This window comes from Enterococcus sp. DIV2402 (genome assembly GCF_017426705.2).
GTDB classification, from domain to species: Bacteria; Bacillota; Bacilli; order Lactobacillales; family Enterococcaceae; genus Enterococcus_F; species Enterococcus_F lowellii.
The window spans coordinates 2415165-2436416 of the sequence record NZ_CP147251.1 but is presented as its reverse complement, the minus strand read 5'-3'; the positions used below and the strand labels follow the sequence as shown (position 1 = coordinate 2436416).

Annotated in this window: 20 protein-coding genes; 15 read left to right on the top strand and 5 right to left on the bottom strand. The window is 34.8% G+C overall.

What is annotated here, in order from left to right; translation table 11 throughout:
- Positions 1–7: 7 nt before the first annotated feature.
- The 9 genes from DOK78_RS11810 to DOK78_RS11770 all read left to right on the top strand — a co-directional run bounded on the left by DOK78_RS11810 (position 8) and on the right by DOK78_RS11770 (position 10903).
- Positions 8–280, top strand: coding sequence for a head-tail connector protein (locus DOK78_RS11810; RefSeq protein ID WP_207940165.1), 273 nt, complete (start codon positions 8–10; stop codon positions 278–280).
- Positions 280–615, top strand: a complete 336-nt coding sequence (locus tag DOK78_RS11805) for a phage head closure protein (protein WP_207940166.1) — start codon at positions 280–282, stop codon at positions 613–615. The genes DOK78_RS11810 and DOK78_RS11805 overlap by 1 nt, the downstream gene beginning before the upstream one ends.
- Positions 615–986, top strand: a complete 372-nt coding sequence (locus DOK78_RS11800) for an HK97-gp10 family putative phage morphogenesis protein (RefSeq protein WP_207940167.1) — start codon at positions 615–617, stop codon at positions 984–986. Before DOK78_RS11805 ends, DOK78_RS11800 begins: the two co-directional genes overlap by 1 nt.
- Entirely contained in the window at positions 986–1360 is a 375-nt protein-coding gene (locus tag DOK78_RS11795; RefSeq protein WP_207940168.1) for a hypothetical protein, read from the top strand. Before DOK78_RS11800 ends, DOK78_RS11795 begins: the two co-directional genes overlap by 1 nt.
- A gap of 30 nt (positions 1361–1390) precedes the next feature.
- Complete coding sequence (locus tag DOK78_RS11790; RefSeq protein WP_207940169.1) at positions 1391–1933, top strand: major tail protein; 543 nt, start codon at positions 1391–1393, stop codon at positions 1931–1933.
- A gap of 42 nt (positions 1934–1975) precedes the next feature.
- The gene (gene gpG, locus DOK78_RS11785; RefSeq protein ID WP_207940170.1) at positions 1976–2302 is read left to right on the top strand and encodes a phage tail assembly chaperone G; all 327 of its coding nucleotides are present in this window, start codon (positions 1976–1978) and stop codon (positions 2300–2302) included.
- A 274-nt stretch (positions 2303–2576) separates the two neighbouring features.
- Positions 2577–6803, top strand: a complete 4227-nt coding sequence (locus DOK78_RS11780) for a hypothetical protein (protein WP_207940171.1) — start codon at positions 2577–2579, stop codon at positions 6801–6803.
- Positions 6804–6864: 61 nt separating this feature from the next.
- Positions 6865–8949 (top strand): distal tail protein Dit, encoded by a 2085-nt coding sequence (locus DOK78_RS11775; protein ID WP_207940172.1) that lies wholly within the window; start codon positions 6865–6867, stop codon positions 8947–8949.
- A gap of 43 nt (positions 8950–8992) precedes the next feature.
- A complete protein-coding gene (locus DOK78_RS11770) occupies positions 8993–10903 on the top strand; it encodes a phage tail protein (RefSeq protein ID WP_207940173.1) in 1911 nt (636 codons plus the stop codon).
- A 103-nt stretch (positions 10904–11006) separates the two neighbouring features.
- Here DOK78_RS11770 and DOK78_RS11765 read toward each other — a convergent pair whose 3' ends face one another.
- Together DOK78_RS11765 and DOK78_RS11760 are read right to left on the bottom strand one after the other, a co-directional pair.
- Positions 11007–11801, bottom strand: coding sequence for a hypothetical protein (locus DOK78_RS11765; RefSeq protein ID WP_207940174.1), 795 nt, complete (start codon positions 11799–11801; stop codon positions 11007–11009).
- A 274-nt stretch (positions 11802–12075) separates the two neighbouring features.
- Positions 12076–12387 (bottom strand): hypothetical protein, encoded by a 312-nt coding sequence (locus tag DOK78_RS11760; protein ID WP_207940175.1) that lies wholly within the window; start codon positions 12385–12387, stop codon positions 12076–12078.
- A gap of 736 nt (positions 12388–13123) precedes the next feature.
- Here DOK78_RS11760 and DOK78_RS11755 point away from each other — a divergent pair.
- A complete protein-coding gene (locus tag DOK78_RS11755) occupies positions 13124–13636 on the top strand; it encodes a hypothetical protein (protein WP_207940176.1) in 513 nt (170 codons plus the stop codon).
- A 58-nt stretch (positions 13637–13694) separates the two neighbouring features.
- On the opposite strand, the gene DOK78_RS11750 is transcribed toward DOK78_RS11755, so the two are convergent.
- Positions 13695–14003 carry a DUF1827 family protein gene (locus DOK78_RS11750; RefSeq protein WP_207940177.1) on the bottom strand — a complete coding sequence of 103 codons (309 nt, stop codon included), beginning with the start codon at positions 14001–14003 and terminating at the stop codon, positions 13695–13697.
- Between the two features lie 142 nt (positions 14004–14145).
- Positions 14146–16359 (bottom strand): ATP-dependent Clp protease ATP-binding subunit, encoded by a 2214-nt coding sequence (locus tag DOK78_RS11745; protein WP_207940178.1) that lies wholly within the window; start codon positions 16357–16359, stop codon positions 14146–14148.
- Positions 16360–16564: 205 nt separating this feature from the next.
- Here DOK78_RS11745 and DOK78_RS11740 point away from each other — a divergent pair, with 205 nt between their 5' ends.
- The 5 genes from DOK78_RS11740 (at position 16565) to DOK78_RS11720 (ending at position 20066) form a co-directional block, all read left to right on the top strand.
- Positions 16565–16756: a hypothetical protein gene (locus tag DOK78_RS11740; RefSeq protein ID WP_207940179.1), complete on the top strand. Its 192-nt coding sequence runs from the start codon at positions 16565–16567 to the stop codon at positions 16754–16756.
- 172 nt (positions 16757–16928) lie between these two features.
- On the top strand, positions 16929–17195 hold the full coding sequence (locus tag DOK78_RS11735) for a phosphocarrier protein HPr (RefSeq protein WP_016175407.1): 267 nt from the start codon (positions 16929–16931) through the stop codon (positions 17193–17195).
- Positions 17195–18925, top strand: coding sequence for a phosphoenolpyruvate--protein phosphotransferase (ptsP, locus tag DOK78_RS11730; RefSeq protein ID WP_207940180.1), 1731 nt, complete (start codon positions 17195–17197; stop codon positions 18923–18925). The genes DOK78_RS11735 and ptsP overlap by 1 nt, the downstream gene beginning before the upstream one ends.
- Positions 18926–19080: 155 nt before the next feature.
- Entirely contained in the window at positions 19081–19914 is an 834-nt protein-coding gene (locus tag DOK78_RS11725; RefSeq protein WP_243430406.1) for an SPFH domain-containing protein, read from the top strand.
- 2 nt (positions 19915–19916) lie between these two features.
- On the top strand, positions 19917–20066 hold the full coding sequence (locus tag DOK78_RS11720) for a hypothetical protein (protein ID WP_207940181.1): 150 nt from the start codon (positions 19917–19919) through the stop codon (positions 20064–20066).
- A gap of 146 nt (positions 20067–20212) precedes the next feature.
- Here DOK78_RS11720 and DOK78_RS11715 read toward each other — a convergent pair whose 3' ends face one another.
- Positions 20213–21184 carry a dipeptidase gene (locus DOK78_RS11715; protein ID WP_339076401.1) on the bottom strand — a complete coding sequence of 324 codons (972 nt, stop codon included), beginning with the start codon at positions 21182–21184 and terminating at the stop codon, positions 20213–20215.
- Positions 21185–21252: the final 68 nt, after the last annotated feature.

Below are 21252 nucleotides of genomic sequence, written 5' to 3'. Positions count from 1 at the left end.
GTAGATGATGGATTTACAAGAAATCAAAAACTACCTACGAATTGACCACTCACTAGATGATACCTTACTTAAAACGCTACAAACAACAGCAGAAGCATACATATATAGCGCAATTGAAGCACCGCAAGTTAAAGATTTACGCTTTGACTTGTGTGTGCTTTTATTGATTGGCCATTTTTATGCGAACCGTTCAGCAACAACAAATGAGAATATTCAAAATTTACCACTAGGCGTTACTTCCCTTATTCAGCAGTTGCGCGGTTTGGGGAGTGGTGCTTAATGGCTAATTTTGTAAAAACCTCCGACTTATCCGAGCGCATTTCATTCAATCAAGTTAAAAATGTGAAAAATGAATTTGGCGAAGTGGAAAGACAAGAGGTTGAAATTTTCAGTTGTTGGGCTAGTGTCCACACGCTGATGTTGAAAGATATTGTCGCAAGTGTAGGTACCGTGCTAGAAGGTACGATTACATTCATTATTCGTTACTACCAAGACTATGCTATTGATAACGCCATGACACTAAAATGGAATGGTAAAAAATTTAGTATTGTTCAGATTACACCAGGGGAGTTTAAAAAAGACTTCACTACGGTAATTGCAAAGGCGGTATTGTAATGAGTGTAATGGTTGATTCGTCAAGTGCTATCAAAGCGCTAAAAAAATTAGGTAGCAACTATAAAAAAGCTGAAAAGAAGGCCGTGTCGGAAGCAAGTTTATTCGTCCAATCGAAATTGGAGAAGAATACACCAGTTTATAAAGACTCACGGAATGAAAAGAAGGCCAAAGATGAAGTTGTTAAATCAACAACCAAGGATGGATATGCCGAAATTGGTTATTCCAATGAGGTTTCATGGCGCATGCACTTCATTGAATTTGGAACGATAAACCAACGCCCACAAGGCTTTGTTCAGCGTACACAGCGAGAAATAGAAAATGAAGTAGTAAAAATAATGACTAACGCTATCAAGGAGGAGTTGATGAAGTAATGCAAACCGCTACTACTATGATTTATCAGATTTTAAGTAATGAAGAAAAATTAAAAGGTATTGAGTTCTTTACCAATTCAATTCCCGAAGATAGCCAAAAATTAGAGAAACTACCAGTCTCACGAATTGTTGAACTACAAGGTGATTACGGAAACTATGCAAGCAATGAGCCGAATACGATACGGTTTGATGTGCAAGTTGATGTATGGCTGAAAAATCAGCGAGACGTAGAGCAATATTATTATTTATTTGATTCAATTTTAAGGAAACAAAGTTGGGTTAACACGTATTCGTCAGTCGAAGAAGATTCAGATTTAAATAATGCAAAAAGAATAATAAAAAGATATACAGGGACATTTAGACTAGAGTTATAAAATAATATAAAGAATAGGATGATTTAATAAATGGCAACAATTGGATTTTCAGAGGCAATTTTTAAAATCGGTACACAAGAATTTACTGTAAATAAAGCAAGCGGGGGAGCAATTGAGGCTTCTATTTCTGGACTGGGATCGCCAGCAAATACCGTTTATGCGTCAAATGTACCTTTTTATACAGTCCAAAAAGGTACTGGCGCACCAGAAGTTGAGTTGCAAATTGCAGATTTACTTGATGGCGGTTTGTACGATGCTTTGCTTGGTGCAAAAGTTGAAGACGGTATCACAATATTAGGTGAGGATACGCAAGCACCATATACTTCACTAATCCTGATCGCAGAGAATAAAGAGGGAAAACGTCAATTTTTTGGTCTCCCAAAAGGTAAATTTACAGCACCAGACACATCTATGTCAACGACTGGAGATGGTGGCGGTGAACTTAATACGGATACAATCAGCGGTACATTCGTCACTGATAATCGCGGTATCACCTACTTGACAGCAGTTGAGTCAGCAACAGTTACATTGGCAAAATTTAAAGAAAAAGTTAACGGAAAAACAACACCATAAATACATAGTTTTTAATTAAAAAATAAAGGAGTCGTTTTATAAATGGCAATCAAGTTACAACTAAAAATCGATGGTAAAAATCGTATTTTTACCCAAAAAACAATCAGTGCACGTAAAATGCGAGAAATGTTCAAATTTTATGAAAAAATGGAAAAATTAGAATCTGAACAAGGGAAAATCTCTCAATTGGATGTACTAGATGATATGTTAATTTTGACAGAGAACTTTTTTGACGCACCAGAGGTCAACTTTGACAATTTGCTTGATGGCATTGATGCGGTTGATTTAATGCCTACTTTACAGGGCGTATTCGAACAAGTATCAGAGATTGGTGCGGACGAAAAAAAGCCGACAATGAAGCCAGCATAAGCTTTTCAGAAGCACGACAAACTATAGATAAGATTTATCGCGATTTAATCGAAGCTGGTTGGAAGCTACCTGAAATCGATGAATCAGACTACTTCTACTTATTCCATTTGCTAGGCGAAGATGGTAATTCTTCAAGCCCAAATGACATTATGTCAGCAGAAGACTTCTTTGCTTCATTGGGAGCTACAATATAAAAATAACATAGAAATTAAGAGGGAGGTAGCCAATTTGGTTACTTCCCTCTATTTTTTGTATATAGGATGTGAATACATAGATGGCAGAACAAAAGCCAGTAGGTGCGATTAAGTTAGGTGTTAGCTTAGATGGCACCAGTTTTGGTAATGATTTAGACACAATTAATACCAAAATAAAACAAGCAGAATCGTCAATGAAAGCCAATATGAAGGCTTTTCAAGGCGCTTCCAAAACATATGATGGATTAGGTCAAAAAGTAAAAGATTTAACGACCGTCATGAATGGTCAAGACGCTAAAATACAGGAACTAAACAAACGTAGAGACCAAGCTATTGAAAAATATGGCGAAGAATCCAAGCAGGTAATCAAGCTTAATACACAAATAAATAACGCAACAGCTAAATATAATGGGTATGCGAAACAGTTAAACGACACAAAAAAAGAACTAGCTTATGCGTCAACAGGTGTCAACACATTAACGAAAGAAATGCGTGAAAACGAAAAGGCAACGAATGATGAAGTTAAAGCGTTAAAACAAGCAGGCGATGAAGCTGGTGCATTAGAAGCCCAACAAAAAGGGCTGGAAAAACAACTGGTGTTGACTGAACAAGCAACACGTGAGCAAGAAAAAGTTGTCGCTCAATTATCCGAAGAGTTTGGTGTGTCGGCAAAAGAGACGCTAGATGCAGTAGCCTCTTTAGAGAAATTGGAACGTCAAACCAAGATTACTAGCACCCAGTTAGACGGTGTAAAAAAATCAGGGCAAAACCTCGACTTGTCCAGTGAGGTAGGGAAGACTGAAAAGGGAATCGGTGGGGCAGATGTGGCGTTAGATACATTTATCGGTTCGTTAGGCGCAAATATTACCGCTAAAGGTTTGGAAGCAGTAGCCAATTTAGCGAGTGAGGTAGCAGAAGAATTCGGAGCTGCAAAAGAAAGCTATGAACAGTTTTTGCTTGCGACACGTGGGAATAAAGGTCAAACAGGTAAGTTGTCCGAAGCAAGCAATAATGCGTATACAGAAATGGGTGGAGATCGTGAGGAATTCAATCAAGCAAGTGAAATTGTTCTTTCATTTACACCACAAATTGACCAGTCAGAATTAGAAAATCAATCAAAAATGGCTGTGGCTTACGCGAAAGCAACTGGGTCGGATGTATCGGAGTCCATTGCTGGTGCGTATAAATTGGCTGGCGAATTTGGAATTCCAGTAGAAGAAGCCTACAATGCAATGCAAACAATGGCAAAAAATGTAGGCGACCAAAAGCACGAAATAGCAGACCAAATGAATGAGTACGCCCGTTTCTACGCACAGAATGGCGATTCAGTTCAGTCCATGGCTGATAAAATTGTCAATGGATATCGTAGTGGTGCCTATCAAGTAGATAAGTTTAACGACCTATACAAAGAGATGGGTTTAACTATTCAGGACACGGGCAAAATGGCGGATGTGGTAGACGATTTAGGGTTATGGGATGTATACGGCCAGTATAAAGATGGCTCAATCACTGTAACACAAATGAACAATGCTGTATTGCAATCAATTCAACAAATTGAAGATCCGCAAAAACGTTTGATGAAGTATCAAGAAGTATACGGCACATTAGCCGAAGACAATGGGTTAAAAGTATTAGACTCACTGGGAAAACAAGGCGAAGGCGCTAAGATAACAGCTGGCGAAATGGATAAGTTAATTGCGTTGTCCGAAGATAATTCGCCGTGGGAAGCTTTAAAACGTAATACAGCTAACTTATTTAGCCCAATGTCTGATAGTATGGTTACTTTCAACTCTAAGATGAAAGATTTTATCGATGAGATGTTTAAACCTCGTAAAATACAGTGGTTCGAGGATTTAAAAGGATTTTTAGAGCCGTATCTAATCCCGATGATTGATAAGGTGAAAAAGATTTTTTCAGATATGTTTAAGTCTTTCTCAGATTATTGGAACACAGACGGGAAACAATTTATCGAAGCTTTCAAGAATTTCCTAGAATTTATAAAGCCATTATTAAATATAGTATTAGGAATTATACACCAGTTTATAGATAGTGTTGGCAATTTAGTCAATGGTATTGTACAGAGTATCCAAGGCCTAATGAAAATATTTACTGGTATTTTTACGGGTGATTTTAAAATGTTGTGGGATGGTCTCAAACAATTATTCTTTGGTTCCATTGAGGCTATTTGGGGTTATTTGAACATGATGTTCTTTGGCCGCATTGTAAAAGGTTTCGGTGGATTCGTCAAAGCAATTCCTAAGTCAATTAGTGGCATGTGGACGAGTATCAAAGCATTCTTTACCCAAGGCATATCAAACGTTGGGCGCTCGGTTGGTGGCTTTGTTGCGTCAATTCCAAAAAAATTATTTACAATGGGTTCAAACAGTAAAAGCGCAATAACCAACATGTGGAATGGAATTAAAGGAAATTTTATAAGTGGTATTGCAAATGTGGGAACGAATGTATCTCGTTTTGTCGCATCTATTCCCCAAAGATTGTTTTCAATGGCATCTAGTGGAAAAAATGCTATTACTAGCATGTGGAAGGGTATCAAAAATTCGTTTTCAAATGGTGTATCAAATATAGTAACAAAAATGAAGAATCTTCCTGGTACGATTGCGGAAGGTATTGTAAACAATACATATAAAGTAGTTAACGCCTTTAAATCAATGTTCAAAAAAGCACAGCAAATTATTAAAAAGCCGGTCAATACGGTAATAGGTGGAGCCAATTGGGTTCTAGAAAAATTTGGTGCTAAAAAACTACCGACTTGGCAGCCAGATGAGAAGTATGCGAAAGGTACACCAAGAGGCGGACATAAGGGCGGAAATGCCTTAGTAAATGATGGTAATGGTGCCGAAATGGTGGTTATGCCAAATGGACAGGCATTTATACCAAAAGGGAAAAATGTGCTTATACCAAATGCGCCAAAAGGTATGCACGTACTTAACGCTGAAGACACTGCTAATGCAATGGGTAAAAATTCCCCAACATTTGCATATAAGAAAGGAACGAATTGGTTTAGCGAAATTGGTAAATGGGCGAAAGAAAAAGTTACCGATGTATGGGATTTTGTTTCAAATCCCTCTAAATTAGTTGACGTTGCGTTAGGTAAGTTTCTTGATTTTGGTGATGCTTCTCATTTTGCATTAGATGCCGGAAAAGGTTTAGTAACAAAAGCGAAAGACTCAATGGTTGGATGGACAAAAAATCTATTTGCTAAAAATGAATCGAATCTTGGTGACAATGGGTTTTATGGAGATGTTTCCAAAAACGGTAATGGTGTTTATCAATACCTCATGAATATCGCCAACGGATTTCTGAAAAAATATAAAGACCAAGGCTTATACCTTTCTTCTGGACTCCGTTTTACAGATAATTTTGATCACAGCAAAGGTTTAGCGGTCGATTTAGCAATACCAGGAGTTAATAATGGTTCACCAATCTATCGAAAAATTGCGGATGAAGCAATTAAAATGGATGGAATCAAGTATGTTATTACAAACGGTATGTGGCGCTGGAAAAATCAAGGATGGAAACCTTGGGCTGATGGAGATCACTATGATCACGTTCATCTTAGCGGAGAAAAGCCGATTGGACAAAAATATAAAGTTACTTCTCAGGGTTTTGGTGTTGATAGATGGCGTAATCTAGCAACCCAAGCATTACAAATGGAAGGTGTTTATTCAACAGCTAATCTAAATGCGATGATGAATCAAATTCGCACCGAGTCAAGTGGTAATCCTAACACCATCAACAATTGGGATATTAATGCTAAAAATGGAACGCCGAGTAAAGGATTATTACAAGTTATCGATCCAACATTTCAGTTTTATAAACGTCCTGGATTCAATAATATTTGGGCGCCGTTGGATAATATGCTTGCTTCTATTAGGTATGTAAAAGCACGTTATGGATCAATTACTAACGGTTATCGTGGAGTTGGATACGAAAACGGTGGTTTTATTACTAAACAGCACCTGGCAATGGTTGGAGAGGGAAATAAACCAGAAGTTGTTATTCCTTTATCGTCCGCAAAACGTTCAAGAGCGATGGAACTGTTGGAGAAAACTAAAACGATTTTAGGCGATACGGATAATGTCATTATTAAAAGTAACGACAATGGTTCAGATTTATCAAAACTCGAATCTAAGTTCGATAAATTGATAAGCTTGGTACAAGGATTGTTGGAAAAAGATAGCAATGTTTACATGGACGGTAGACAAGTTAGCAAGCAGTTAGAAAAAAGAAATAATCGTGACAAAATTAGCAAAGCTCGTGGCAGAGGTCAAGTGGTATTTGCATAACACAAATATAAGGCTTGGTAATAATATCAAGCCTTATTATTATATAGATAGGAGTTTATAGATGCCAACAATTATTGAGAACAAAGAATACACTTTTTTAAATCATATTATTTTTGACGGTGTAGCGAGTAATGAGTTGTTCTATTGCACTGATATGAGTTACAGCTTATTGGATAAGGATGTTCAAACCACACAATTAGGCAAGCAAGACGGTATAACAGTCAAAGATGTTCGATATGCAGAGAAAGAATTTTCACTGGATATTCTATTCACTACAGACCAATTGATTAACAAAAAAATAACGAATATTCATGACCTAAGACGTACCATTGCAAACTATTTTGACTCAAATGAGCCTAAAGAAATGATATGGACGGCAGACCCAGCGTTATATAGAAAAGTTATTTACACAGGAACGACCGATATTGAATTTTTAAATAACAGCACATGTACGGCTAAAGTTACTTTTCTTAATCCCTCAGGCATTGAGTATGCTAGAGATAGCAAAATAACAACTAACCAAGTACCATCTAGTGGTACAGGCAATTTATTTATTCAGCCGGAATTTGCAATGAAGACGAAATATTTTGCTTCATGGTCATTCGTTGAACCCAACGAAAGGTTTAATGGATCAAGAGTATTGACAGGATTTCATGATACTAGCACAGATAGTATTTATCATGGAGAGTATCATAGGTGGGTAACCAATAGTGTAAAAAGGCGCGTTAATCTTTCTAAAGGGGATAGTGTGTCAGCTAGTTTATGGGTACGCTTAAATGAGCCAGCCAACGGACGTGTATTCTTGGCCTCCATCGAGGAGTATAACGAACGTGGGAAAAATCGTACTTATTGGCAAGATTTACCATTGCCAGAATTCATTTTAGGCGAATGGGTTCAGATAAAATTAGAAAATTATAAAATTAAAGGGAGTGATACCAAATATATTAGTTTGTTACCTCGTACTGTAAAATATGGGAACTTTAGCATATCCAAACCACAAATTAATTTAGGCGAGAGATTAACTACGTATGAAGTAACACCTATTAATTTAGATGACACCATCAAAATAGAAAATAGAGGTACATATAAAGCTTACCCTATCCTTAGAGCAAAAATGAACGGAGAGAGTGGCTTACTAGCTTTTGTAAATTCAAATGGTGGCGTGTTGCAATTTGGTAATCCTCAAGCACTAGACGGATCAACAGCTGTACGGTCAGATAGAGTTTTGTATGGCGGATTTGAAGGGAAATTACCCACAGGTTCAATAATGAATCAAGGTATAAGTAGCTATCCTATACATACAAGTGGGAAAGCAAACACTATGAAAGGTTCATTTAGCTGGAAAAATAAAGATGTGGCTACGCCTGTATGGGCGTCCAATGCTAATGATATGTGGAACGGGCCGAGTTTTACAGTTCCAATTGATAAAAATGCGAATAATCAAAATACAGGAGATTTTTCATTTACTAATCGCTTTAATTTTAGGTCAGGTGTAAGAGAGTGTCATCGTATTGAGTTTGCTTTAATTGATGACAATAACAAGCATTTTTTAGGTTTTGTTATGCGTGACTCATCGGGATCAAGAAAAGAATTAATTGCTGAATTCCATATAAATGATGCAGTAAATACCCGTTCATTTAATTTAGATTTAAAGAAGTTTGATGGTGGTTTCTTTGAAATCCAAATTAATCGTAAAGGTAACAAAGTAACTTTTCAACTTGGACAAATTACAAATTTAAAAGGTGCTGTTAATCTTAAAAAAGATGCGATATTAAGTAAAACGTACACAGATGACGCATATAAAAATAGACCAATCGAAAAATCTTTTTATTGGGCTATGAGATGGGCAAACGGTACAGTTGGTACGATTAATTTTACAGATACTAAATTCACTTGGGTTAATACACCGTATTGGAAGGATATAAAAAATATCTATGATGATCAAGATGAGGTGGAAGTTGATGTACAATCCAGAAAGCTGTATGTTAACGGTGTAGAGGCACAAGATTCGGCATATCATTCCATTGCCAACGAATGGGAAAAGTTTGTACTTAATCCATATAGTGATACAGAAGTACAAGTTGTATCTAGTAGTTGGGCACTAACACCAGAAATCGAAGCAGAATTCACAGAAACATTTATTTAGAGGTAGCAAGTGCTATCTCTATTTTTACATAAGGAGAAAATAGATGACCAATTTTTACTTTACTGATAGAAAATATAACTTAATTGACATTGTAGCAGACGAAGGAACAAGAATACAAGTTACCGATGTAACAGACGTTGAAAGCATTGGCGATACAGTCCGAAAATTTGAAGCTGTGTTGACATATGACGAAAATGATTTTGCGTTAGCTGAGAAGTTAACCGCAGTAGGCAATTTTATACTATACAAAAATATTCAGGGAGCATCAGTGTGGATTACTATTGAAGAACAATCTGAGTATGACCCAGTTGATGGAACAGTTCGAGTGATTGGGCGTGATGCTTCCATTGATTTGATTAATGAAGTTCTTCCACCTTTTGCGCCAGATAAACAATATTCAATCAAAGAATATATTGATAAGTTCGTGTATGATTCGGGCTTTGTGGTGGGATTAAATGAAATCCCAGATAATAAGCGAAAGTTACCAGCTTGGGAAAATGAAAATACTTCATTGGAGAGGATTATCAGTGTCGCAAATCAATTTGATGTTGAGCTAGATTTCTCATTTGATATTGATGGGCTGGATGTCATAAAAAAACACGTTAATATTTATAAAAAGCGTGGGACAGATGTCAATCCAGTCACATTATATGTAGGTAAAGAGATTGACAAAATTGTAACAAGTCGTGATTTATATGAGTTTGCGAACTCGATTCAAGCTATTGGAGGGATTCCAGAAGGAAAAGATAGGCCTATCAATTTAAAAGGATATGCGTATACTGATCCAAACGGAAAATACATATTAGATAGTGGTGGATTGTTAAAAGACAGCGAATCTGTTAAAGAATGGAGCCGTCTGCTTTCCAACGAAAATCCGAACCCTCAATCAAGCTATATCGTTCGCTCGAAGTCTTATGATACAGTGGATCAAAAGAAACTTTTTGAAATGGCTATGTCGGACTTGAAAAAGTCTGTGAAGTTGACAGAAAATTATGAGGTTACTATTTTAGATTTTCCTTCACAGATTGGAACAGGCGATACAATCAATTTAGTTGATGAGAGACATAGTATATACTTATCTGCTCGTGTATTAGTCCTGGAATATGACCACATTCATGGCACCGTGTTAGCAACATTAGGAGATTATTTAGTTCAGCAAGTAAGTGATAATAGCATGTTACGTGCCTTGGCTAATGAACTACAATCAAAAATGGAAAAAATCCAAATTGATGGACGTGGTAAGGCGATTGTGGTAACAAGTGAAACACCACCAGAAGGTACAAACAATATTATTTGGATTGATATTAGTTCGCCATATACGCCAATTAAAACGTGGCATGAAGAAACACAAACGTGGATTGAGAGCGGTAATACTTCAAAAATCGTGGAAGATGCTAAAGAATATACAGATGGCAAAGCGGCAGAAGTTGATAATAATGCCACTGAAAGATTGCACATAGCACAAGAAGAATTCAGGAAAAAACAACAAGAAATTACTCGTCTGCAAAAAGAAGCAGAGGAACGTTTCAGACAAGCTGTAGAAGAAGCCAATGCAAAAATGGAAGAAATAGATAAGTCGGTTAATGAGAAGCAGAAACAGTTGAAAGAAGATTATGAAGATCAATCATCACGACTTACTAACAAACTTGAAAGTGTTAAAATGATGCAACGTTATGGTACGGAAATCTTTAGGAAAAAAGAAGAAGATACAATAACGTTCTATGCTTTTGTGTTCCGAGACAACAAAAATATTACAGATAAATTAAGCTCAAATTGTTTTACATGGCGTAAAATCAATAAAGTAACAGGTGATTACGATACAGTATGGAATAATGCTCACAAATATGACGGACAATCAGTCACATATATAGCTTTGGATAACGATTTGGAATGGATGTATCAAGTTACAATTAATCAAGACCGATGCGAGGAATTACTATCTGAAATACTATAAATAAAAATAGACCTTCTAAGAGGTGAGAAGGTCTATTTTACATTGATAAAACTCGTATTTTATCAATATAAAATATTGCAATATTTGATTCTATAACTTTCAATTAATTACGCCATTTTATAATTTTACGATAGGTAATATATACAACAATTAGAACTATCTGAAACAATAGATAGGCTAAAAATGAATATTCTTTAATTTTTAAATCAATAAGAACTTCTTTTATTGGTGTATATGACAGAGCTATTGACAAAAATAAAGTTACGAGTGCCAAAAAGTTATTATTTTGTTCAATATAGCTATTGATGGATTCTTCTTCATAGTTTTTCCTATAATAATCTAGTTCATTCATTTGACTTGAAATATATTCAGGTATTATTAGAGACTCAATTTGATAACTAAGCTTTGAGACAGAATCATAATTGGCAAAAGTCAAGTTTGTTTCAGTGATTGTAAAAATGTAACTATATTTTAAATCTTTTTTCTTTTTTTTCATTATTTTTGACAAATCCAATTCATTTTTACCTAAGAAAAATAATTTATATTTTTTTAATATGATTTTAAAAAGCATTGGGTAAAATGTACTGGCACTTGTAAAGTAAATATTTTCAGAATCACTTTCATTCATGTTCCGGCAGTTATATTTAATAGTTTGTTCAAGTTGTTTGGTTACTGATAAAAAAGTCTTATTTGGAGTGACATACATTTCTAAACCATTTGACTCGATAAAATTTTCTGTATATTTTTTCGAAATATTAGTGTAGTTTGGAAATAAAACGAGATGATTTAACCATGCGCTATGTTCTTTCTCTGAAAAATTATCTAGTTTAAGCTTTAAAATATATGCGGTTTCATACAAGGGAGTATTCTGAAAATCTAAATTAGTTATAGGAGACATTGTGATAAAATACTTTTCATATATATCACTAAAAATATGGTTAATCGATTGTTTTTCAGAGATAGATTTTTTATTAAATTGCTCATGTTCTTTTTCAAAATAATAAGCACCTGATAAATTTTTACTAATAGAATAATAATCAGTGATACTATTTTCATTAAAATCAAAAGTAAATTTAAATATTTTTCTATTGTCAGTAAAGTGATAAACAATAGGAAATAAATAATTGGATTCTTGATCAGTATTATCGATAATAGGACATAATACTGATATCTTATATAATGTTGTTTTGTTTTTTTTTGAAAATATCTATATGGTTATTAGCTAACCTTTTTTCTTTCTCTACTGTGTTAGCTAAAGCTTTGTCGAAAGATTCTGTATTATCGTTTAGTATATAATTCAATTTGTCTAGATTTTTATTATAAGGTATAACTTCTCTTGGATTAATATGTATATCTGCTAATATATAATATTTTTCTTTTTTATCTGCTTTTTTCTTGCTAGGCTTTGAAAGAAAACAGTAATAAATTTCATATCTTCCATGTAATTCAATTATTTTGGATTTTGGTTTGTCAATAGTTGTCATATGAAATACTCCTAACTAATTATTTATTTAGTATTACAACTATCATATGTATAAAACATAAAAAATGCTAGTTTTTCTTTGTTATTTGTTTGGTTCAGATTAAAGAAAATAATAGTATTATCAGTATGTAGTAAATAGCTGTTTTATTTGGTATCTTTCAGCCTATATCAGCCACCGTAAAATTTGCGGGTACTAAGTATCTAACAGTATATTTCAATAGATTATAGAGCCACTTTTTAGCAATTAATTGCTGAGAGTTTTTTATTATTTTAAACACTAAAATAGGCGTTTCTAATATGGTACTTTAAAGACTAAAATTTTTTATCACAAGTTGACTGAAATTTAAAGGCAGGGTATAATGAAAAATATAGTTAAGAGCGTATGAATCCTTTTATATCAACTTTTTCAAATGAGTTCTAGTCGTAATATTCTGGCAAAAGATCGTTTTGATCAACCATTGTTTTTGTTCGAAAACCAATTCGCGATGCGTTGGTTTGCCGACAAGTATCCAGATGTGAAATTGAAGAGTTTGATGTAAATATTTACTGAAAAATGATTAAAGTCCCCTTTTATGTCTGATTAGGCATAAAGGGGGCTTTGTGTTTATGTAAAAGTAACTACATTATATAGAGAGAACAAAAAGTAGCTAGGGAACTTAAAGGGAAAATATTATTTTTCATTCATTGCGACATTGCCACAAATATTCTAAAATAACGTTAAAGGAGTGAACAGAGTAATGAATCAATTAAAAGTAACTATTGTTTTTAATGGCAAAGAAATTTCTAATAGCCTAGACCCTGCAACTATTGATGGCATTGAAGAAGCAGAAAAAATTGTGAATGAGACAATCGAAACCTTTATTCAAAGATATAAATTAAATGATTTATTCGCACAAAAAGTTCGTAAAGATTCATATTGGAATAAAGAAGAGTTTCAACAAATGAATGAAGAAGATAAATATAGTGCTACTCATTCAAAAGAAATTTATGATTTATTCCAGAGCTACCTGAAAGAGTCGAATATGGAAAAAGCTCAGGCAGTTCGTTTGGCAAAAGAAAATATTGCAAATTATTATCAATTAATCACCGATTTGGAGCATGAAGGGTATGAACGAGCAATCGCTAAACACATCGTAGAAAATAGTCCGCGAAGAAAAGAACGTTTAGAATTTGCGGTGATGGTTTTAGGAGATAAAGGTTATCCAAAGCATAATAAAGAAATTGCTGAACTTAAAGGATTTTATGAATAAAAATATCCAAACTATAGGAGATGATGTACAATCTCTCCATAGTTTGGATATTTTTTCTTTATTCTACAGGTAACGCTTTAGGAATCGATATTTCAATAAACTCATTGTCTTCAATAATGGTTATATCTTTATCAGAGTACAATTCAGAAGGAATCTTAGCTAAAAAGTGTTTTTTGATTTCTTCGATTTCTTCTGGATGGATTTTCCTCTTATTATTTACAATTAAAATTTCATTATGGAGCGGTGCTTCAGTATAAATAACAGTGGTATTACCAGCAGTGAAAACTTTAACTAATGAAGCATCGGTATTCTCGAGTTGTTGTTTGACTAATCGAGAGTGGCTGTTTGTTACATTTACCAACTTCATATCGCTCACCTCACATTCTCTTGTCTATAGGATAATTATATTTTCTTTTCAAAGAAATAGAAAGTATTATCTCTTAAAAAATTAAAAAAAGTTGGTCAAAAAATGATATTTGACCAACTTTTTTTTAGATAGTAAATCTAGTTTATTCTTTTTCATCGACGACAACGTTTTTTGTTGCGATAATTACTTTACCCTCATCATTTAAAGTTGCTTCAAGTGAATGTTCGGTTGGATGATCGAGGTAGAATTCGGCAATCCCATCTTCAATTTGTTCTTGGATTGTTCGACGTAGTGGACGAGCACCCATTGCTGGATCAAAGCCCAGTTCTACGAGTTTTTCTTTCACTTCTGGTGTGACATCGATGTGTAAATGTTGTTGTTCTAACATGCCATTTACTTCATCTAACATCAACGCAACAATTTTCAATAGATTTTCTTTACTCAACGCTTTGAATTCAATGATACCGTCAAAACGGTTCAAGAATTCTGGTGTGAAATAATGATGCAATTGATTTAAGACAGAACGAGTGATGCCTTCTCGAGCAGCGCCAAAACCTACATTGGCTTCTACTTTGCCTGACCCAGCGTTACTTGTCATAATGATTAATGTGTCTTTGAAGCTGACTGTGCGTCCTTGAGCATCTGTCAAACGTCCATCATCTAAGATTTGTAAGAACATGTGCAATACATCCGGATGAGCTTTTTCTACTTCATCTAATAAAATGAGACTATACGGATTACGGCGCACTTTTTCAGTTAATTGTCCAGCTTCTTCATAACCAACATAACCAGGAGGGGAACCAATTAATTTAGAAATACTATGTTTTTCCATATATTCCGACATGTCAAAACGAATCATTGAATCTTCTGAACCAAACATTTCATAAGCTAGTTGTTTGGCAAGTTCTGTTTTTCCGACACCGGTTGGACCTACAAATAAGAAAGAGCCAATCGGACGATTTTTCTTGCCAAGACCGACACGATTGCGACGAATCGCTTTGGCTACTTTATCAATTGCTTCATCTTGACCAATCACATGTTCTTTTAAGTCAATGGCTAAGTTTTTCAATTGGGCTTGTTCTTTTTCTTTTAGTTCACCGACTGGAATACCTGTCCGCTCTTCAACGATTTGTTCCATAGTTTTTTCATCGATTACAGGTGTTTCTTCTTCAGTAATTTGACGTTCTTTCATTTTTTGTAATTTATTGATTTGGTCTCGATAATAAGCTGCTTTTTCAAAATCTTCTTCCTGAGAAGCTAGTTGTTTTTGTTGTTGGGCATCTGCTAATTTTTTATCGATAACTTTTGGATCAACAAATTGAATAGTTAAGTTTTCTTTTGAACCAGATTCATCTAATAAATCGATTGCTTTATCTGGTAAGAAACGGTCTTGGATATAACGATTTGAAAGAACAGCCGCAGCACGGATTGCTTCATCTGTATATTTTACATGATGATAATCTTCATAACGTGGTTGGAGACCTTTTAAAATGGTAACTGTTTCTTCAACAGATGGTTCGTCCACACGAACAGGCTGCATTCTACGTTCTAACGCAGCATCTTTTTCAATGATACGATATTCACTAAGTGTAGTCGCGCCTACCATTTGTATTTCGCCACGAGCTAATGCTGGTTTCAAAATATTACCGGCATCCAAGTTACCATCCCCAGCACTACCAGCACCTACGATTTCATGCACTTCATCAATAAATAGGATAATATTTTCCGCTTGCTTAATTTCTTCAATTAGTTTTTGGACGCGTTCTTCAAATTGACCACGGATACCTGTTCCTTGAACTAATGAAGCAACATCTAGACGAATTACTTCTTTATCCAAAAGTTTTTGAGGAACATCACCATCGACGATTTTTTGTGCCAATCCTTCAACAACAGCTGTTTTACCGACACCTGGTTCACCGATTAATACCGGATTGTTTTTTGTTCGTCGATTGAGAATTTCAATGACACGTTTAATTTCTGAATCGCGACCAACAACAGGATCGATTTCACCATCTCGAGCTTGTTGCGTAATATTAATACCATATTCACCTAAAATTCCAGGTGTATTGTTGATAGGTGGTTGCCCACCATTAAAATTATTTTGATTTCCACCTGCTTGGGTAGGAGGCGTCTGATTATAGGAAGGAGTTCCTTGTTGCATTTGTTGAGACATTTGTCTAAACAAATCATCTAGACTACCAAAGCCAAATGGATCTTGAGGCATCGCATTTGTTGTTTGTTGACCTTTAATTTTTTGATAACAACTTTGACAATAATCAATTTGTTTTCTTTGTCCGCCGACATTTGCATATAAATGAATTGTCGCTTCGTTTTTTCCACAGTTTTGGCAAAGCATAGTGTCTCACGACCTTTCATACAGTTTTGTCTTTTGTAGTGAGTAATCAGGAAAAGAAGGGCAATTAATCCATTGACCAACTTTGACCTTTAACACTATTATACAATCTTTTTAATGATGTGCAAGTATTTGAATTTGCAGTTTTCTTAAAAAGAATTATAATTTTTAAGGTAGAAGAATTACAATTAAATAAAGGAGCTTAACTATGGAAAACAACCCTTATGTTGATTTATTAGATAAATTGCAAAATGGAGAGATTGAAGAAATTGTAATAGAAAGAGACGATTTTTTTTTGTTTCGTGAAGTGTGGATTAATCGAGAAGACCGCACATCCTTTGTTGGGGAAGCTGGTTTAAATGGGAAAATAATTTATCGCTATGAAATGGATGCGAAATAAAAAGTAATTTTCGTAAGTATTTGATGATTTATTTGGGAAAACGGTTGTCTAACTAACAAAAAAATGGTAATCTTAACAATTGAAAGGGTGGTTAAATTCTGTCTGTTAGACAAGAGTTGACAAAAGTAAGCCCTCACAAAAAATTTAGATATCACTAAAGGAGATTGATAATATGGAAAAGAAAGATTTTCACGTAATTGCTGAGACAGGAATTCACGCACGTCCAGCGACTTTATTAGTTCAAACAGCGAGCAAATTTAACTCTGATGTTAACTTAGAGTACAAAGGTAAATCAGTTAACCTTAAATCAATCATGGGCGTTATGTCTTTAGGCGTTGGTCAAGGTTCTGACGTTACAATTACTGCAGAAGGTGCTGACGAAAAAGAAGCAATTGCTGCTATCGTTGAAACAATGCAAAAGGAAGGATTGTCTGAATAATGGTTGAAATGCTAAAGGGAATTGCGGCAAGTGATGGCGTAGCAGTTGCGAAGGCATACCTATTAGTTCAACCTGACTTAACTTTTACAAAAGTTACAGTTGAAGACATATCTGCTGAAGAAGCTCGTCTAGATGATGCACTAGCTAAATCTACTGAAGAATTAAAACAAATTCGTGATAAAGCTGCTCAAGCTTTAGGCGAAGAAGAAGCGCAAGTATTTGACGCTCATTTAATGGTTCTTAGCGATCCAGAAATGATTGGTCAAATTAAGCAAAATATTTCAGACAATAAAGTTAATGCTGAATCTGCGTTAAAAGAAGTTACAGACATGTACATTGGCATGTTTGAAGCAATGGAAGATAATGCTTATATGCAAGAGCGTGCTGCGGATATCCGTGACGTTGCGAAGCGTGTATTAGCACATTTATTGCAAGTAACTTTACCTAATCCATCTATGATTAATGAAGAAGTTGTTGTGATTGCACATGACTTAACACCGAGTGATACAGCGCAATTAGATCGTAATTTCGTTAAAGCATTCGTAACTAATATTGGTGGACGTACTTCTCACTCAGCGATTATGGCTCGTTCTTTAGAGATTCCAGCAATTGTGGGGACAAAAGATATTACTGCAAAAGTAAAAGCAGGTGATATTATAGCTGTTAACGGTATCGAAGGCGATGTTATCGTCAATCCTACTGAAGAACAAGCTACAGAATTCCATAAAGCTGGAGAAGCTTTCGCTGCACAAAAAGCAGAATGGGAAAAACTTAAAAATGCCCAAACTGTTACAGCTGACGGTAAACACATTGAGCTAGCAGCAAACATTGGTACACCAAAAGATTTAACTGGTGTCCATAACAATGGTGCTGAAGCTGTTGGACTTTATCGTACAGAATTTTTATACATGGATGCTCCAGATTTCCCATCTGAAGAAGACCAATATGTAGCTTACAAAGCGGTATTGGAAGGCATGGATGGTAAACCTGTAGTTGTTCGTACAATGGATATCGGTGGCGATAAAGAACTACCATATCTACAATTACCACATGAAATGAACCCATTCTTGGGATACCGTGCATTACGTATCAGTTTATCTGAATTAGGCGATGGCATGTTCCGTACACAATTACGTGCATTGTTACGTGCTTCTGTTCATGGACAATTACGTATCATGTTCCCAATGGTTGCAACGCTGAAAGAATTCCGCGCTGCTAAAAAAATGTATGACGAAGAACGTCAAAAATTAGTTGACGAAGGTATCGCAGTTGCTGATGGTATCCAAGTAGGTATCATGATTGAAATCCCTGCAGCAGCCGTTTTAGCTGACCGTTTTGCTAAAGAAGTTGACTTCTTCAGTATTGGAACAAATGACTTGATTCAATACACAATGGCAGCAGACCGTATGAACGAACAAGTTTCTTACTTGTATCAACCATATAACCCATCAATTTTACGTTTAATTAAAAACGTGGTTGATTCAGCACACGCTGAAGGTAAATGGGCTGGTATGTGTGGAGAAATGGCCGGCGATCAAATGGCTGTTCCATTATTAATGGGGATTGGTTTAGATGAGTTCTCAATGAGCGCAACATCTATTCTAAAAACTCGTAGCTTAATGAAACGTTTAGACACTACTAAAATGCAAGAACTTGCAAATCGTGCGCTTAAAGATTGCGACACAATGGAAGAAGTCGTTGCTTTAGTTGAAGAATACGTTGCTGAATAAGCATTAAAAAATTAATTTTAAACATCCTGTCTTTAGAGATGGGATGTTTTTTTATTTCTCAGCCTTTAGACTGGTTTTTAAATAATCAATTGATAGAAATAAAAAAACATGTAATAATTAAAACAACAACTAAATAAGAAAGAGTGGATAATAAGATGAAAAAAGCTGGAGTAAATAAAACCGGTACAAACAAAGCTATTAAAACAAGTCTGACGGCAGTTGTGGTATTAGGAGCGGTGATTGCAGGGGCTTTTGTTTTTTTTGAAAAGATTGAAAACGGTTATGTTGGGGTGCGTTATTCTATTAATGGCGGTGTACGTGACGAAACCTTAGGACAAGGAATTAAATTTGTAGGATTGGATAAAGTAACACAATATCCAATTCGCTTACAAACAATTCAAGCAGAAAGTGTTTCAATTGCCACATCAGATGGTAAAAAGACCTCTGTAAATATTAAATATGATTATAAAATCGATCCGACTAAAACATCAGCAATGTATAAAGAATTTGGTAACATTACTTCAGAAGATATTGAAGAAGGCTGGTTAAAATCAAAATTACAAAAAGAAGCAAGAGAAGTTTATTCTCAATATACTATTTTAGATATTTTATCTGGTAAATCTTCTGAAGCAGAAGGAAATTTATTAGCGAATTTTTCTAAGTCAGTTGAAACAAAAGGATTTGTTGTGGAAGATGTAACGGTAGGGGTTCCTGAAATTGATGCAGAAACACAAAAATCAATTGATGCGATTGTATTATCTGGGCAAGAAAACGAAAAAGCTAAATTAGATGCTGAAACAAAGAAAACTCAAGCAGATGCTAAAGCTTATGAAATTACTAAACAAGCCGAAGCCGAGGCAGAAGCAAATAAAAAAATTGCTGAATCTGTAACTGAAAATCTAATTAAATATGAAGAAGCACAAGCTCGCAAAGAACATGGCTGGGTTACAGTCAATGGTGCGAATGCTGTTGTGACAGATGGTGAGTAGATATGTTTTTCTTTATTTTTAGAATATTATTAATTGTATTAGCTGCTGTTGCCATCTATTCTTTAATAGTAGAATTAAAGAAAAAGAAAAGAGAAGATAAAAAGAAAAATATTTCTGACAAAACAGATGATGATAGCTGGAGTGAATTTTAAATATGAAAGAGTGATAGGTCTTATTTTAGGTCTATCACTTTTTTGTTATAAGGATTAGCGAAGTATGGAGTGACCAATAATTTGTATTGAAATTGCAAAAAGAATCTAATGAAATTGCCGTTAGACTCTTTTTGCATAAGAAAGTGTTAAATTAATAGTTCTTTATATAAACGCAACACATTTTGATGAAAAATCTTTTCAATTTCTGAGGTAGTAAATCCAGCTTTTTGAAAAGCATCATAAATAGTAGGGAAAATGGTTGCATCAGGTAATTCATGGCTAACTGGAATCCCATCAAAATCAGAACCAAAACCAATAACATCAATTCCACCAATATTCTTCATATGAATAGCATGTGTCACTAACTGATTAATAAGTGGTAATTTTTGTTGTCGGGTTCTTAAAAAATCTTCAGAAAAATTCAAGCCAATCACACCACCACGGTCAGCAATTTTTTTGATTAGCGAATCAGGTAAATTACGAAAGTGCGGGAAACATGCTCGAGCGTTAGAATGACTGGCTACAAAAGGTGCGGTGGTATGTGTCAGAACGTCTTCAACTAATTGATCCGATCCATGTGAAACGTCAATAATCATACCTAATTCGTTCATTGCCTGTGCAATCTCAATGCCTCTTTTGGTTAATCCTTGTTGAGATGAAAGTGTCTGTGTTTCAGAATTCCAATAACGTGCGTTAGGAAAACCAATCTCATTGGTATAGTTCCAAGTTAAAGTCAGCATGCGGACACCTAATTGATAAAATTCAGCTAACTTTTCGACATTGCCTTCAAGAGGTGCACCTTCTTCCATTGTTAATAAGGCACTTAAGATATGCTGCTGATCGTTCTGAATGATTTCTTCATAACGAGTCACAGGTCGAATGATTTGAGAATATTGTTCCATTTGCTGATAAAAGCAATTAATCATTGCTTTAGCTGTTTGATAGGGAGAGTCTTCAGCTTCTTTGTCTAAAAAAATAGCAAAATTTTGTAATAAATAATCACCTTGTCTCATTTTTTCTAAATCAATTTGTAAATTATTTTCAGCTAAATTGGCAGTTGAAGTGAAAATTCGCATAATTGTATCGCAGTGCATATCGATAACTTTCAAGTAAAACACCTCCAAAATGTATATTCACCGTATCATGAATTGTTAAAATAAACTAGTTATTTTTATAAAAATTCATG